Origin of the sequence: Marinimicrobium sp. LS-A18 (assembly GCF_000463525.1) — a bacterium.
Lineage (GTDB): Bacteria > Pseudomonadota > Gammaproteobacteria > Pseudomonadales > Cellvibrionaceae > Marinimicrobium > Marinimicrobium koreense.
The window spans coordinates 420,878-435,764 of sequence record NZ_AWEP01000006.1 but is presented as its reverse complement, the minus strand read 5'-3'; the positions used below and the strand labels follow the sequence as shown (position 1 = coordinate 435,764).

Below are 14,887 nucleotides of genomic sequence, written 5' to 3'. Positions count from 1 at the left end.
TCGTATCACGCAATCCCCGCACAGCCGACGCCGGGGCTCGTTGTCTGTAGGACGACCGTGAAAGCAAAATCCGCCATCTGGCGCCTCCAGATTATCACCAAATCGGCTAGGGATCCGTCATCGGCGGTATGGTATCGGAGAAAAACACCCCGCGGATCCGGTCGGTATGGCCCCGGCGCTGGCGGCGGGAGGGCGGGAAGTCGTCGGTGGCTTCCCGCCAGTCTTCCAGCAGCCTGACGTGCTCCCGCAGTCGGTCCCGATAGGCAGGGTCACCGGCCAGGTTGTTCAGTTCCCAGGGGTCCTGTTCCAGGTCGTAGAACTCGATTTCCGGGCGGGGAGACTGGAACAGTAGCGCCTGCTCCGGGCTGAGCTGCCCCTTCTGTTTGAGGTCAAACAGCGCCCGCCAGGAGGGGCTTTCCGAAACGTCCGCCGGGGAGCCGAACGGCAGGTGAATATAGGCGTTATGGATCAGCTTGTACCGCTGAGCACGGACACTGCGCAGGTGCTCGTCGGTGTCGTGCCAATTGCGCTCGCTGAAGGCCGCCTTCCGGGTAAAGGGCTCCAACCCCAGGATATGAGGCACCAGGGTGCTGCCGCCCATGTTCTCCAACGGATCCAGCCCCGCCAGCTGCAGCCAGGTCGGCGCCAGGTCCATGACGCTGATCACATCCGCCGTCCGCTGGCCCGCGGGCACCTTGCCCGGCCAGTGAAAGATCAACGGGGTTTTGACCCCGGCATCGGTCAGAGCGCCCTTTTCCCGGGGAAAGGGGGCGCCATTGTCGCTCAGGAACACCACCAGCGTCTCCTCAGCCAGGTTGCGCGCCGCGAGCGTGGCCATCATCCGCCCGATTACCCCGTCCATACGGGCGATTTCGTCGTAGTAACGCGCCAGGTCCAGGCGGGTTTCGGGGGTATCGGCCAACCAGGGAGCCAGAGGCAGACGCGCCGGGTCGTGGGGTTCGGGAATGGTATTGTCCTGATAGGGACGGTGCGGGTCGTCAAATCCGACCCACATGAAGAACGGCTTACCCTGCGCCGCATCAATGAACCCGTCGAGCTGATCCAAACCCGGGTCATACCACTGGAACTGGGCATCCGCGTGAGGTCCATAGTGAGTTTTCTGCATGTGCCCGGTGAAGTAGCCAGCCTGTTGGAGCAGTCCCGGAACAATTGGATCACCCTCCGGCAGGGGCATATGCAGGTCTTCGGCCCCGGTTTCGTGCGGATAGCGCCCGGTGAGGATACTGATTCGGGACGGACTGCACTGGGGCGTGGTCAGAATAGCGTTATCGGCGGTCAGCCCACCCCGCGCCAGCCGGTCGATATGCGGGGTCTTGATCTCCGGGTTGCCATAGCAGCCAAAGTGCCGAGCTCCGGCGTCGTCGGCCACCAGCACCAGGATATTGGGCGGGCGTTCAGCTCCCTGGGCACTTCCCAGGGGCAGTGTCAGACCAAGGGCCGTGAGGGCATTGCGGGTGAAGGCGCGACGAGTCATGGGCCATGTCATGGGGAAAGTCCTCGCGTTGTACCGCGGCCACATTGGGCGCAGTGGTTATTATTGGCAATTCCGGGTCTGATAGTGCCAGGCTCTGTGGCAAGCATAGCCTGCTCCGTCACACACCGCAATCGATTGCAGTCCAGAAAAATCGGGCCCCAGCGGATGCTATACTGAGGGCGACATGAGCGTGGCCAAAAGGGAGATGCCCTGGCGCCTGACTTATGATTGTCATATTTCTGCAATAAGGTAGGGCCTTCGTTTTATGGCGCAACAGGGTTACACCGTGTCCAACGCGTTTTTCAATCGCGAACTCAGTCTGCTTGAGTTCCACAAAAGAGTCCTCTATCAGGCCTACGATCATTCGCTGCCACTGCTGGAACGGCTCCGGTTTGTCTGCATTTTCGCCACCAATCTGGACGAATTCTTCGAGGTCCGGGTCGGTGGCCTGGTGGAAATGCTGGAACTCAATGCCTCCAGCCCCGCCGGACCCGATGGCCTGAGTCAGGAACAGACCCTGACCGAGGTATCCGAGCGGGCTCACGCCCTGGTGGATGAGCAATATCGGATCGTCAATGATCAGCTCTTTCCCCTGCTGCGGGACAATCACATCCGGATCCTGCGTCGGGACGAGTGGAACGACGCGCAGATTGAGTACCTGCAGGACTATTTTGAAACCGACATCCTGCCGCTGCTCAGCCCCATCGGACTGGACCCGGCCCATCCCTTCCCGCGCATTCTGAATAAAAGCCTGAACTTTATCGTCAAGCTCGACGGCAAAGATGCCTTCGGGCGCAGCTCCGGCCGCGCCATTGTGCAGGTGCCCCGCTCCCTCAACCATATGATCGAGTTGCCGGAAGAAGTCGGCGGTGAAGGACGAACCTTCGTGTTCGTATCCTCCATCATTCACTACTTCATGTCGGAAATTTTTATCGGCATGACGGTGATCGACAGCTATCAGTTCCGCCTGACCCGCAACTCCGACATTTTTCTCGATGAAGAGGAAAGCGAAGACCTGCTGCGGGCGGTTCAGGGGGAGCTGGTGTATCGCCAGTACGGTGACGAAGTGCGTCTGGAAGTCGCGGACACCTGCCCCAAAGAGCTGGAAGACTTCCTGATGCAGCGCTGCGAAATCAAGCCGCGGGATGTCTATCGCATCAACGGCCCGGTCAACCTGAACCGATTGTCGGACCTGTTTGACCTGATCAAGGACAGCGCCTATTACTTCACCCCCTTTGTGCAGAACATGCCCCGATTGCCCAAGCGGGCCAACAGCTATTTTTCGGCGCTGAAAAAGCAGGACATCCTGCTTCATCACCCGTTCGATTCCTTCCATGCCGTGGTGGATTTTCTGCGCGAAGCCGCCACCGATCCGAACGTCCTGGCCATCAAGCAGACGCTGTACCGCACCGGTTCCAACTCGCCGGTGGTAGACGCGCTGGTGGCCGCCGCCAAAGCGGGCAAAGAAGTGACCGCCATTGTCGAGCTGCGGGCGCGCTTTGACGAGGAGCAGAACGTCGCTCTGGCCGAGCGCCTACAACGCTATGGCATTCACGTGATTTACGGGGTGGTGGGGTTTAAAACCCACGCCAAGATGCTGCTGGTGGCCCGTCGGGAAGAGAACAAGTTGCGCTATTACGTGCATTTGGGTACGGGCAACTACCACCCCAAAACCACCATGCTCTACACCGACTACGGGTTGATGACCAGCGATCGGGAAATCGGGGAGGACGTGTACCGGGTGTTTCTGCAACTGAGCAGCCTGGGCAAGGCGTCCAAGATGGATTGTCTGCTGTACGCACCCTTTACCCTTCACAAGGGGATGGTGCGACGGATTCGCACGGAAAAAGAGAATGCGGAAAAGGGCAAACCGGCGCGGATCATTGCCAAAATGAATTCGCTGTATGAGGAGGAGCTCACCAACGAGCTCTACGCGGCCGCCCGGGCCGGGGTGAAAATCGATCTGATTGTGCGCGGCATCTGTCAGTTGCGCCCCGGTGTGGAGGGGCTATCGGATAATATTCAGGTGCGCTCCATTGTCGGGCGTCTGCTCGAGCACAGCCGGGTGTTCTATTTTGAAAATGACGGCAACCCGGAGCTCTATTGCTCCAGCGCCGACTGGATGATCCGCAATATGTTTCACCGGGTGGAGACCTGTTTTCCGATCAAGCACAAGAAAATTCGCGATCGGATTATTGAAGATCTGGAGCTGTACCTGCAGGACAATACCCACGCCTGGATTTTGCAATCTAACGGTAGCTACCAGCACTTGCAGCCCAAGGGCGGTGAAGAGGCGGTGGATTCTCAGGCGATTCTGTTGGACCGATGGGCGGCGCGGCAGTTGACGTCGGTTTAGGGATTTTGTGGAATGGCGGGTTTACGGCGGATGCGCTTCGCTTATCCGCCCTACGCGGACTGCCGTGCTATTCGTAGGGCGGATAAGGCCGAAGGCCGCATCCGCCGTTACCCAACCATCACACCGCAACAATATCCAGCTGGTAACCAATATCTTTCACATACCCCGCCTCGGTTTCCAGATCCGCCAAGGTCAGCGGATTATTCTCCACCCACTGCCCCGGAACGCTCAAGGTCAAGGTCTGCTTTTGCACACTGAACTGTATGGGTGGATTATCGGTTTTTTTCTGGGCCCGATTGAAAATCACCGCCAGCCGAAGCACCATGGCCAACAGCACCAGCTCGGTATTATCCATCGGAAATTTTTTCAACGGGAAACGCTTGCGATGCGCGAGCGCCAACGCCGCCAATTGCGCCTGTTCGGCTTTTGAGCAACCCGCCAGGTCCACGTTATCGATGATGTAGGCACTGTGCTTGTGATAATCGGTGTGGGAAATATCCAGCCCCACGGGGTACAGCCGCGCCGCCCAGCCCAGTAACTTGCCCGCCTCGACATTGTCCATTCCCCAGATCTCGGCCACCTGATCGAGCAACACCCGGGCGGTCTGCTCGACCTGGTCGGCTTTGGGGATATTGACATGGAAACGTTTGGCCAGGGCGTCGACACTTTCCTGACGGATGTCCCGGTTTTCCAGTCGGCCCTTGAGATCGTACAACAACCCCTCCCGCAGAGCCCAATCGGCGGCGAGCATTTTTTCAATGCCCAGGCTCTCGAAAATTGAGGTCAGCACAATCACGCCACCAAGAAACACCGGCTCCCGGTCACTGGACAGGCCCTTCAAATTCAAGTCCAGCTTACCGTGGTCCTGGTAGGCCTTGATGATTTTTTTAAGGCCGTCGAGGGTGATGGCACCGTCGGTCCAGCCATTCTGTTCACAGACTTTGGCCGCCGCCTTGATGGTGCCGGAAGCGCCCAGCACCTCCTGCCAGCCCTGATCGAGGAAACGGTCCAGTACCGGGGCAATTTCCTGCTGGCAGGCCAGGCGCGCTTTTTTGATCAGTTTGTCGGTAACCTTGCCGTCATAGAAAAACCGTTTGGTGAGGGCCACGCAGCCCATGCTCAGGCTTTCCTTGAGCTCCGGCAGCATGCCCTGGCCCAGAATCACTTCGGTGCTGCCGCCGCCGATATCCACCACCATCCGGCGTCCCTCTCCGGGGGCGATGCAGTGTGCGACGCCCAGATACACCAGGCGGGCCTCCTCTTCACCCGAAATGATTTCCACCGGATGCCCGAGTCGACTCTGGGCATCGCTCAGAAAGGCGCGGGAGTCCTCGATGCTGCGAAGGGTTTTTGTGCCGACGATCCGCACGCTGCGGGAGGGGTAATCCCGCAGCCGTTCACCGAACCGATCCAGACAGGCCATGGCCCGGTCACGGGCTTCATCGTCCAGGCGACCGTCTTCGGTCAGTCCCCACCCCAGGCGTACAGGGTCACGCAGTTTATCGAGCAGGGTGAGCTGATCGTTTTCCCAACGAGCAACGATCATATGAAAGCTGTTGGACCCCAGATCGATGGCGGCAATGTGGCTGGCGCGGGCACCAAACAGGCGGGACAGATTGAACATCCAGTTACCCTATGCGTATTGTTCCAGTTCTTCACTGAGCGCGAGCCATTGTTCCTCGCACTCGTCGAGTTGTGCCTGGGTCTCTCCCTGAGATTTTAGCAGGTCCTGCAGACGCTGCTTGTTCTCGGCATCGTAGATCGCCGGATCGGCCAGCTCGGTTTCGATGCCGGACAGCGACTGGTTCAGCTTATCCATCTGGCGTTCCACTTTTTTGAGCTTGTCCGTCAGCGGCTTCAACTGCGCGCGACGAGCGGCGGCCTCCTGACGCTGGGCTTTTTTATCCTGTTGCGGGGGTGGCGCCGCCGCCCGATCCGCCGCATTGTCATCCTGGCGACGTTGCAACAACCAACGGTAATAGTCGTCCAGATCGCCATCGAATGCGGCGACCTGGCCATCGGCCACCAGCAGAAATTCATCCACGGTGCTGCGCAACAGATGACGGTCATGCGACACCACCAATACCGCCCCTTCAAAATCCTGCAGGGCCAGCGTCAGTGCCTGGCGCATTTCCAGATCCAGGTGGTTGGTGGGCTCGTCCAGCAACAATACGTTGGGCTTCTGCCAGACGATGATCGCCAGCGCCAGGCGCGCTTTTTCGCCACCGGAGAAATGGGTAATGGGCTCGAAGGCCCGATCGCCGTGAAAATCGAAACCCCCGAGGAAGTCCCGCACCTCCTGCTCTCGAGCCGTGGGGGTCATCCGCAGAATGTGTTGCGCGGCGGAGGCATCCAGATCCAGCGCGTCCAGTTGGTGCTGCGCGAAGTAGCCGAGTTGGAAATTGTCACCGGTGTGACACTCACCGCTCAGCAAGGGCAGCTCACCGGAGAGGGTTTTTATCAGACTGGACTTGCCGGCACCGTTGGGGCCGAGTAAACCGATCCGGGTTTCGGGCAAAATCCCCAAATTCACCTGACTCAGGATGCGTTTGTCGCCGTAACCGATATCGGCCTCACTGAGGTTGATCAGCGGGCTGGACATTTTCCCCGCGGGCGAAAACCGGAAGCTGAACGGGGAGTCGACATGGGCCGGGGCAATTTTCTCCATCCGCTCGATCGCCTTCAGGCGGCTCTGGGCCTGCCGGGCTTTATTGGCCTGGGCGCGAAAGCGGCGCACATAGGCTTCCATATGAGCAATCTGTTCCTGCTGCTTCTTGAAGGCCGCGTCCTGCTGAGCGAGTTTCTCCGCCCGCTGATGTTCGTAGGCGGAATAGTTGCCCACGTACAGATTCAGTTTGGCGTTTTCCAGAGCCACAATGCGGTCTACCACATTGTCCAGAAAGTCCCGGTCGTGGGAGATGATGATCAATGTTCCCGGATAGCGCTGCAACCACTGCTCCAGCCACAGGGTCGCATCCAGATCCAGGTGGTTGGTGGGCTCGTCCAACAGCAGCAGATCCGAGGGACACATCAGGGCCTGGGCCAGGTTCAGGCGAATGCGCCAACCGCCGGAAAAGTCAGACACCGGGCGATCGCCATCCCCGGGCGCAAACCCCAGCCCGGAGAGCAATTGCTGGGCCCGGGCCGGCGCCGAGTAGGCCTGGATGTTCTCCATCTCCGCGTACAACCGGGCCAGTCGTTCGCCATCGTCATGGGCGGACTCAATGGCCGACTCCAGACGCCGCAGCTCGGTATCGCCGTCGAGGACATAATCTTCCGCCCGCCGATCCAGGGTTTCCACTTCCTGGGCCATATGCGCGACGCGCCACTGGCGCGGGATATCCCATTGGCCGCTGTCGGTCTGCAGGCCGCCCAGCAACAACTGAAAGAAGCTGGACTTGCCGCTACCGTTGGGGCCAATAAGGCCCGCCTTCTGACCGGGGAAAAGGGTGAGGTCGGCGTGATCGAGCAGAAACTGCCGGCCGCGCTGCAGGGAAACTTGCTGTAATTGGATCATGGCGCGTATTCTACACGTTCTGAATGGCCGGCTGGCCGTTGAGTGGCCCAACAGGACATTGGCAATGAACCTCGCCCGCCTCCAGACCCCTTTGTGGGATTTTTCGCTCCAGCTCTACCAGCAGCCGGGTGTGGAGTCTTTGTGTCTGAGCCTGCAGGATGGATGGGGCGGCGATGTGAATATTCTACTCTGGCTGCGCTGGCTGGAACAGGAAGGCTTCCTCATCAACGACACCCGGCTGCGCCTTGCCCAGGCCTACATCGCCCCCTGGCGTACGGAGATCGTCGAGCCCTTACGACGCATGCGCCAGCATATCAAGCGCCATTACGGCACGTCAGACCGGACCATCGAAGCCAGCCGTCAGGCGATCAAGGCCGCCGAACTGCAGGCCGAACAGGCCGTTCAGGCCCGACTGGAAAAACTCGCCCGCACCTGGCTCGGCAGCCAGCGCAAAGCGTCGGTGACACCGGGCGCCAACCTGACCGTCTATGCTCGAGCACTACATCTTCCCGACGACAAAGTCCGGGAGATGCTTGAGGTACTGATCCGCGCCTGAGCCCAACACAAGCCCCAAACGCACAACGGGAGGCCTGAGCCTCCCGTTGTGCGTTTTTCCAGAGTCGTGTTTCGTTGGCCTTGCCCGGGCCTGCGGCCCGGATAGACTCAGCCCCTAGAATTTGTCATCACTGTCGAAAAAGTCGCGACCAAACAGGCTGCCCGATGCAGGACGATCCGGAACAGGCTCGGCCTTGGGCTTGTCGGTCGGCTCAATCAGCTCCGTGCTCTGGTGACCGGGAACCGGCTCATGGGGATGCTCCTGGGCCGGCTGTACCGGTGGTGCCTCCGGGTTGCGGTTCACCCCGGCGTTGCTCTCGCTGGTCGCGCCCGCTGCGGGAAGGGTGCTTTCCGGTGTGGCAGGCTTCTGGGGCTCTGGTTTGGACGGTGCCTTTTTCGCAGGTGCCTTCTTGGCGGCCGGTTTCTTCGCCGCTGCTTTCTTGGCGGGAGCTTTCTTGGCCGCAGCCTTTTTGGGGGCCGTCGACTGGGTCGTGGATGCCTTGCTTGCGGCTTTTTTGGTGCTCACTTTCTTTGTGGCAGCTTTTTTACTGGCCGCTTTCTTGGCCGGCGCTTTTTTTGCCGGTGCCTTTTTGGCCGCCGCTTTCTTCTTGGTACTCGCCTTCTTGGTGGTCACTTTCGCCGCGGCCTTTTTGGCGGCGGCTTTTTTGGTGCCTGCCTTCTTTGCGGTGGCTTTTTTAGCGGTGGTTTTCTTTGCACCAGCGCTGGCGGTTTTCTTGCGCGCACCGCGCTTGCTCGCCGCCTTCTTGTTCATTTTTTTCTCAACCGCGCGGGTCGCTTTGCGAATTTCACGCGCCAACTGATCCGCCTGCTTCTTTTCCGCCTTGGCCGAAGCCAGTGTCTGCTTCGCCTCATCCAGAGTGGCTTGTGCGCTATCCACCACCTTCTGCTGGGCGACTACCGCATCGGATGCCTTGCGTAACCGCTGCTGGGCGGCGGCGGTTTTAGCCTTGACCTTACCGGCGGAGGCCTTTTTGCTGCGCAGCGTTTTCAACTTGCGCTTGGCCGTATCCAGGGTCTTCTTGGCCTGGGCAGCGGCCTTCTCAGCCTGGGTGAGTTTTTTGGCACGCGCCTGGTCCAGCTGCGACTGGACTTTTTCGACCTGCTTTTCCAGATCGGACACGCTGACGGTAGCTTTTTTCTTGGCAGCCATAGTGAAATTCCTGTGCAGTTGGAAAGTGAACGGTTAACCGCGTAAACCTGTGCAGGTATTGTAGTATCGTCGGGCAAAAATGTGTATGGCAGCACACCGAATTGGGCCAGATTGGCAAAAATTTTCGCCATTTGCCGCGCTCAATGGAACCTACCGGCGAAAATGTGGACCAACGGGTTCTCATTGTGGCCAGTTAGCGCCGCAAAAAGGCGCCCATTGCCCTCCGGTTTGGGTTACCATGGAGCGCTCTTTGACACCGCTGGCTAAGCGGGCAGACTGACAAACCACTATAAAAGAAGGTGCAACGCATGAAACGCAATGTACGATTGATCGCGGGCCTGCTCGGTGCAACCGCTCTGATGGTTGGCTGCAATCAGGCCGAACCCGAGAACGAAACCGCCAAACTGGAAACCCTGGAAGAGAAGGTCAACTACGTTTTCGGCACCAATTTGGCCGAAAATCTGGCGCAAGGTGGCGTGACCATTGAGCCCGAGGCTTTTGCCCAGGCCCTGCGCGACAAGCGTGACGGCGTAGAGCCGCGCCTGAGCGAGGAAGAGATGCGCGAAGTGATGCAGACCTTCCAGGAGCAGGAAATGGCCCGTCGCGAAGCCGAGCAGGAAGCGGCCGCGGAAACTAACAAGCAGGAAGCTGAAGCATTCTTCGCGGAAAACGCCAAGGCTGAGGGCGTGAGTCAGACCGACAGCGGGCTGCAGTACAAAGTGCTGGAAGAGGGTGACGGCGCCAAACCCGGAGCCGACGACACCGTGACCGTTCACTACCGCGGCCGGCTGCTCGATGGTACTGAATTTGACAGCTCTTACGAGCGCGACCAACCGGCCACCTTTGCACTGAACAGTGTGATTGCCGGCTGGACCGAGGCGCTGCAGCTGATGTCTGAGGGCTCCAAGTACGAACTGTACATCCCCTCCGATCTGGCCTATGGCCCCGGTGGCAATGGTCCCATTCCACCCAATGCAGCATTGATCTTTGAAGTGGAGCTGCTCGAGATTGACGACCAGACCGACACTGAAAGTGAAAGTGCTGACAGCGAAAATGCTGATAGCGAAGGCGCTGAATAACCACAGATTCAGTTTCCGTCATAAAAAAAGCCGCCTCAAAAGGGCGGCTTTTTTTATGTCCGGTAAAAACCGGTAGCGATCAGTACGTCAGATCGTGCACAAAGCCATCGGAGCTGAGCGCCCGATAAACGTCCGGGTTGTCGGTAAAAGCGAGGTCCATCACCGCCACCGCGGTCGGATGGAAGGCTTTTCTCTTGGGCAACTGCCAACTGTACACCACCGCCCGGCGCTGCAAATCCCAGAGATCGACCCGACCGGACGGCTGTCCGGTCAACAGCCAGTCACCATCGTCACTGAAGCGCGCCACGGTCACCTGGGTGCCGCGCTTGACCCGCTCCTCGGGCAGCGGCAACTCCCAGATCAGATCGCCTTCCGCATTCCACAGTCTGGGGCTTTCATAGCGGGCCGCCGAAAGCATTTTACCGCCGTTCGGACTCATCGCCACGCACTGGATGGGGGAGTCATGCTGCTGGGAGACGATCGGGTCGCCGGTGTCGAGATTCCACAAGGTGGAGGTTCCCGCATCGGAGCCGGTCAGGGCGCGGGTGCCATCAGCACTCAGAGCCACCACCGATACCCGGTCACTGTGGTGCAGGTTGCGGATAATGCCGCCACGGCGAACGTTGTAGACCGAAGCGCGATGATCGGCCAACCCCAACAGCGCGTGCTCTCCCTCGGGTCCGAGGTCGCTGGCCAGAATCTCCGACGGGCTACTCCAGTACTGTTCGGCCTGGCCGCTCTGACGATTCCAGAGCACCAGCGTGCGCTCATCGGTCGTGAGGGCGAAGTTGCCCTCTGGCGAGAAGCTTGCCGAGGTGATCAGGGTGAGACTGTCGGCCTTGTGATTCCAGTCATAGCGACGCTCATCCGTGTCCAGGGCCCAGAGACTGCCGCCCTGATAGCCGGACCCGACCACCGCCCAGGCCCCGTTGCGGGACAGGGCGCCCGATTGAACACTGCGGGAGGCCACTTCCAGGCTGGCCACCGGCTCTGCCGGCCGATCACACCCGGCGAGCGTCAGCCCGAGGAGCGAGCACAGGCCCAGGCGGGAGAAGTGACGAACCACGGACGCAGCGTTACGCATAGGCGGGTCTCGCTCATTTCAGTGATCGGGGATCAGGCCACCAGATCTTTGTGTGCGGTATGTAACACGGCAATCATGCGGTCTTCAGCGGTAAACCGGGTTTCCAGGGTTTCACCCAGTGTCGACAGGTCCCGATCCAACGCTTCCAGGTCATCGGTTTCCAGATACTTGTCGTTGAAGTCCAGCACTTCCTGGGTGGTCAGGTCCACCACTTTGAACAATTGGCTGGCCTCTTTCAGCGCGTCTTCATCGTCGAATTCGCGACCTTCCTTGATCAGTTGGTCGTACACTTCAAAGTGCCCGGCCGACACGTAATCCACCATGATTTCGCACAGGTGGCGCAGCTTATGGCCTCGCAACTCATCGTCGGCCTCACCGGCCTTGAGGGCGCTGAGGTCGCAAAACTGAACCAGCATTTTGCGCCGCTCTTCCAGCCAGCGATCAATGATTGTACTCACGCCGCCCCAGCGCTCTTTTGCATCTTTACAGTTGTCTAACATAACCCGTCCTTAACCGAGTGAAACATCGACGCCCGATTTAGCGCCGACGCAGGGCCTGCCACAAATGTGCAAGCCCCAGTAGTATAAATCCAATGAGCGTCCAGCCGGGAATGCTGATCCCGAACAGTGACCAGGCCACCTCGGCGCAATTGCCGTCGCCGGTGAGCATGACCCGCAGTGCATCCAGCAGCGGGAAGGTATCCAGAATATAATCCACCCCCGGACCACAGGCGGGTACTTCGCTGGCCGGAAGGCTTTGCAGCCACAGCTGGCGACTGGACACGGCACCACCAGCGATCGCCGACAGCACACCCAACCCCGCATAAATACCCCGGCCGATACGTCCCGGATGGTGTAAAAATGCCAGAAGCGCCCAGACGCCCACCAGAATGACGAAAATTCGCTGACTGACACACAGGGGGCAGGGCTCCAACCCCATGGCGTGCTCCATATACAGTGCAACGGCCATCATGGCCACCACCGCGAGCACGATGAGCAGGTTGGTCATACGAATGGTCAATGGCATAATCAGTTCTCGTGGGGCCATAACAAGGCGCTATGGCTGCGCCGCCTTTAGGCTACAATGGTACGCAATAACGCCCTGAGCGCGCCACCATTTAGCGCACAGAAACCCAAAATGAATCACCGGTAGGTTTTTCGATGTCGATCTTCAAGCATGCGTATTCCCGACTGTCGGCAGGCTTTTTTCTGTCCCTGGCGCTCAGCGTCAGCCTGCTGTTGAGCTGGCCTGCCAGCGCCCAGGAAGAGGAGCAGGAAGACGGCCAGCTCTACGTACCGCTGAGCGAACCCCTGGTGGTCAATTACGGCGGGCCGGGGCGGCTCAAGTATTTGCGCGCCGAAGTCTCACTGCGTCTCGATCAATCCCGGGATGCCGGCGTGATCCGCCACCACATGCCCCTGATACGACACCACCTGGTGATGCTGTTCAGTCGCCAGGGGGAAGAGGAGATCAACACTCAGAGCGGACGCGAGCAACTGCGTCAGACCGCACTGGCGGAAACCAATGCGCTGCTTGCCCAGGAGGAAGGCCGGGAGGATGTGGTCCGGGATCTGCTGTTCAGGAACTTCGTGGTTCAACGCTGAAGCGTTTGTATTTAGCGCTACACCTCGGTAACCGGATTTGCGCAGCCGCAATCCTGGTACTGGCGGTAATAGTTTGCCAGATAGTCCTCAAAACTGATCTGATCTTCCGCCTCGACGGCCTCTTGGTCGCTCAGTGACTGTTCAGCCATTTGCGCGTAGGCGGCCTGCTGCTCCGGCTCCAGCGGACGCTCAAGAAACGCGTCCCGGTGCTTCTCGGCCAGTCCCATGGCGTGACGGAAAAACGTCAGTTTGACCCGCCGCATATCCTCTAGCACTCGCGCAGAGGGCGTCAGGGACGGATCCTCCACCTTACGGCGCTGCTGCGCCACCGCTGACCGGAAGTGGCCGTCACCGGCGCTCTGGTCCAGCAGCCCCGCACAGGCGTCCATCTCCTGCAGTAGCGTCCCGGCCCACTCGGCCATTGCGACCTCACCCTCACCGCGACACAACATCAGGCCGGGCTCCCGGCCACGGTAAACAATCCGCGCCTGGTTTTCCTGAATGTTGCGGTACTCCTGATCATCGGCTTTCGGGCTCGGTGAGAGCAGGCAGTGCAGAAGGAAAGCATCCAGAAAATGTATCTGCTCGGCACTGATCCCCAGGGGCTCATAGGGGTTCAGATCAACGCAGCGCACCTCGACGTACTCAACGCCGCGCAGCCGAAGCGCCTGCAGCGCCGTCTCGCCACGCCGCGTGGTGCGCTTGGGGCGCACGCTGCTGTAAAACTCGTTCTCGATCTGTAGCAGACTGGTGTTGAGCTGCTGGTACTCGCCATCTGAACCCTTCACGCCAACGGCCTGATAGGCCGGGTGAGGCTGGGTGATGGCTTTGCACAGCGTCTGAAGGTACGAGGGTAGATCGTTGTAGCAGACAATCATCTGTTGCTGGGCATCGCTTTGGTAACCCAGATCCCCCATGCGCAACGAGGTGGCGTAAGGGGCGTGCAGGGTATGCTCATCGCCCTCAAACGGCACCAGTTTGTGCGGCCGATTGCGCACAAATGAACGACAGACCGCAGGGGCGGCGCCGAACAGATAGATCAACAGCCAGGAATAGCGCCGGAAGTTGCGAATCAGGTCAAAGTAACGCCGGGTTTTGAAATCCTGCAGGGAGCCGGTATCTCCCTCTTCGCCCTGCAGGGTGCGCCAGAAATCGTCCGGCAGCGAGAAGTTGTAATGGACTCCGGCAATGGTCTGCATGACCCGCCCGTAGCGGTGGGCCAGCCCCAGGCGGTACACGGTTTTCATCTTGCCGCTGTTGGAGCTGCCATAGAGCGCCACCGGCACCCCGTCCTCGCCCTTGAGCGCACAGGGCATGCTGGCCGGCCAGAGCAGCTCCCGGTCCAGCACGCTGTAGGTGTAACGGTGAATATCATCCAGCTGCTTGAGCAATGCATCGACCCGGGTGAACGGCTCGGTAATGAACTCAAGCAGCGCTTCGCTGTAATCGGTGGTGATATGCGGGTGGGTCAGCGCCGAGCCCAGCCCCTTGGGGTGAACCGCCTGGGACAGCTCGCCCTCGGGCGTCACCCGCAGGCTCTCTTTTTCCACGCCCCGGCGAATACCGCCCAGCGTCTGATTGGCGGTTGACGCGAAGTGCGTCAGAAGATGGCGGAAACGCTCGGATTGGGACAAGGTTGGCTCCTTTACAGCACGAACCGGCCGGTGTTGAAAACGCGTTAGTCTTGCGCCTCTGGGGCGGACTCGGATGGCTCGGGCGAAGATTCCGGCGCCAGCTCGGCACTGTCTGCCCGGACCGGCTTCACTCGGGCCCGCGGTGGGGGCATGTCATCCACCGCCAGCACCGGAAGACCACGCTCGTCGGGCTGACAGGGCAGAATATGAATCCGCTGTTCGAAATCCTTGGCGCTCACTTCCACCTTCAGATTGATGGCCTCGTCCTTGTGGGGTGTCTTGTACAGGGCGCCGCGGTCCCGACCGTCCAGCCAATCTTTCTGTTTACCCAGAAAATACCCATGCTGATTGCGCAAAATGTACAGCTCTGTCATTGATCACCTTGCAGTCGT

13 protein-coding genes are annotated in these 14,887 nt (G+C 59.7%); 4 read left to right on the top strand and 9 right to left on the bottom strand.

What is annotated here, in order from left to right; all coding sequences use genetic code 11:
- Positions 1-106: 106 nt before the first annotated feature.
- Positions 107-1,507, bottom strand: coding sequence for a sulfatase (locus tag N645_RS0113205; protein ID WP_193744984.1), 1,401 nt, complete (start codon positions 1,505-1,507; stop codon positions 107-109).
- A 253-nt stretch (positions 1,508-1,760) separates the two neighbouring features.
- On the opposite strand from N645_RS0113205, the gene ppk1 reads away from it, so the two are divergent.
- Complete coding sequence (ppk1, locus tag N645_RS0113200) at positions 1,761-3,851, top strand: polyphosphate kinase 1 (protein WP_036161375.1); 2,091 nt, start codon at positions 1,761-1,763, stop codon at positions 3,849-3,851.
- Between the two features lie 118 nt (positions 3,852-3,969).
- On the opposite strand, the gene N645_RS0113195 is transcribed toward ppk1, so the two are convergent.
- Both N645_RS0113195 and N645_RS0113190 read right to left on the bottom strand, forming a co-directional pair.
- Entirely contained in the window at positions 3,970-5,475 is a 1,506-nt protein-coding gene (locus tag N645_RS0113195; RefSeq protein WP_024461989.1) for a Ppx/GppA phosphatase family protein, read from the bottom strand.
- Between the two features lie 9 nt (positions 5,476-5,484).
- A complete protein-coding gene (locus tag N645_RS0113190; protein WP_024461988.1) occupies positions 5,485-7,368 on the bottom strand; it encodes an ATP-binding cassette domain-containing protein in 1,884 nt (627 codons plus the stop codon).
- A 64-nt stretch (positions 7,369-7,432) separates the two neighbouring features.
- Between N645_RS0113190 and N645_RS17115 the strand changes: the two genes are divergently transcribed.
- Positions 7,433-7,924, top strand: a complete 492-nt coding sequence (locus tag N645_RS17115) for a TIGR02444 family protein (protein WP_024461987.1) — start codon at positions 7,433-7,435, stop codon at positions 7,922-7,924.
- Positions 7,925-8,038: 114 nt separating this feature from the next.
- On the opposite strand, the gene N645_RS17865 is transcribed toward N645_RS17115, so the two are convergent.
- A complete protein-coding gene (locus N645_RS17865) occupies positions 8,039-9,094 on the bottom strand; it encodes a histone H1-like repetitive region-containing protein (protein ID WP_024461986.1) in 1,056 nt (351 codons plus the stop codon).
- A gap of 308 nt (positions 9,095-9,402) precedes the next feature.
- On the opposite strand from N645_RS17865, the gene N645_RS0113175 reads away from it, so the two are divergent.
- Positions 9,403-10,173, top strand: a complete 771-nt coding sequence (locus N645_RS0113175) for an FKBP-type peptidyl-prolyl cis-trans isomerase (protein WP_024461985.1) — start codon at positions 9,403-9,405, stop codon at positions 10,171-10,173.
- Between the two features lie 79 nt (positions 10,174-10,252).
- Here the strand turns inward: N645_RS0113175 and N645_RS0113170 are convergent, their stop codons facing one another.
- Genes N645_RS0113170 through N645_RS0113160 form a run of 3 tightly spaced genes read right to left on the bottom strand, consistent with a single transcriptional unit; the run spans position 10,253 to position 12,283 of the window.
- Positions 10,253-11,257, bottom strand: a complete 1,005-nt coding sequence (locus N645_RS0113170) for a WD40 repeat domain-containing protein (protein ID WP_024461984.1) — start codon at positions 11,255-11,257, stop codon at positions 10,253-10,255.
- 32 nt (positions 11,258-11,289) lie between these two features.
- Complete coding sequence (locus N645_RS0113165) at positions 11,290-11,757, bottom strand: Rsd/AlgQ family anti-sigma factor (RefSeq protein ID WP_024461983.1); 468 nt, start codon at positions 11,755-11,757, stop codon at positions 11,290-11,292.
- Positions 11,758-11,794: 37 nt separating this feature from the next.
- Positions 11,795-12,283: a disulfide bond formation protein B gene (locus N645_RS0113160; RefSeq protein WP_024461982.1), complete on the bottom strand. Its 489-nt coding sequence runs from the start codon at positions 12,281-12,283 to the stop codon at positions 11,795-11,797.
- Between the two features lie 134 nt (positions 12,284-12,417).
- Between N645_RS0113160 and N645_RS0113155 the strand changes: the two genes are divergently transcribed.
- Positions 12,418-12,861: a flagellar basal body-associated FliL family protein gene (locus N645_RS0113155; RefSeq protein WP_024461981.1), complete on the top strand. Its 444-nt coding sequence runs from the start codon at positions 12,418-12,420 to the stop codon at positions 12,859-12,861.
- Between the two features lie 17 nt (positions 12,862-12,878).
- Here N645_RS0113155 and gshA read toward each other — a convergent pair whose 3' ends face one another.
- Positions 12,879-14,495 carry a glutamate--cysteine ligase gene (gene gshA, locus N645_RS0113150; RefSeq protein ID WP_024461980.1) on the bottom strand — a complete coding sequence of 539 codons (1,617 nt, stop codon included), beginning with the start codon at positions 14,493-14,495 and terminating at the stop codon, positions 12,879-12,881.
- 44 nt (positions 14,496-14,539) lie between these two features.
- On the bottom strand, positions 14,540-14,869 hold the full coding sequence (locus N645_RS0113145; protein WP_024461979.1) for a hypothetical protein: 330 nt from the start codon (positions 14,867-14,869) through the stop codon (positions 14,540-14,542).
- Positions 14,870-14,887: the final 18 nt, after the last annotated feature.

What these genes read in the sequence shown, in the direction of transcription:
- N645_RS0113170 (WP_024461984.1), bottom strand. Translation starts at nt 11,257, where the DNA reads ATGCGTAACGCTGCGTCCGTGGTTCGTCACTTCTCCCGCCTGGGCCTG.
- N645_RS0113160 (WP_024461982.1), bottom strand. Translation starts at nt 12,283, where the DNA reads ATGCCATTGACCATTCGTATGACCAACCTGCTCATCGTGCTCGCGGTG.
- N645_RS17865 (WP_024461986.1), bottom strand. Translation starts at nt 9,094, where the DNA reads ATGGCTGCCAAGAAAAAAGCTACCGTCAGCGTGTCCGATCTGGAAAAG.
- N645_RS0113205 (WP_193744984.1), bottom strand. Translation starts at nt 1,507, where the DNA reads ATGACATGGCCCATGACTCGTCGCGCCTTCACCCGCAATGCCCTCACG.
- N645_RS0113165 (WP_024461983.1), bottom strand. Translation starts at nt 11,757, where the DNA reads ATGTTAGACAACTGTAAAGATGCAAAAGAGCGCTGGGGCGGCGTGAGT.
- ppk1 (WP_036161375.1), top strand. Translation starts at nt 1,761, where the DNA reads ATGGCGCAACAGGGTTACACCGTGTCCAACGCGTTTTTCAATCGCGAA.
- N645_RS0113155 (WP_024461981.1), top strand. Translation starts at nt 12,418, where the DNA reads ATGTCGATCTTCAAGCATGCGTATTCCCGACTGTCGGCAGGCTTTTTT.
- N645_RS0113195 (WP_024461989.1), bottom strand. Translation starts at nt 5,475, where the DNA reads ATGTTCAATCTGTCCCGCCTGTTTGGTGCCCGCGCCAGCCACATTGCC.
- N645_RS0113175 (WP_024461985.1), top strand. Translation starts at nt 9,403, where the DNA reads ATGAAACGCAATGTACGATTGATCGCGGGCCTGCTCGGTGCAACCGCT.
- N645_RS17115 (WP_024461987.1), top strand. Translation starts at nt 7,433, where the DNA reads ATGAACCTCGCCCGCCTCCAGACCCCTTTGTGGGATTTTTCGCTCCAG.
- N645_RS0113145 (WP_024461979.1), bottom strand. Translation starts at nt 14,869, where the DNA reads ATGACAGAGCTGTACATTTTGCGCAATCAGCATGGGTATTTTCTGGGT.
- N645_RS0113190 (WP_024461988.1), bottom strand. Translation starts at nt 7,368, where the DNA reads ATGATCCAATTACAGCAAGTTTCCCTGCAGCGCGGCCGGCAGTTTCTG.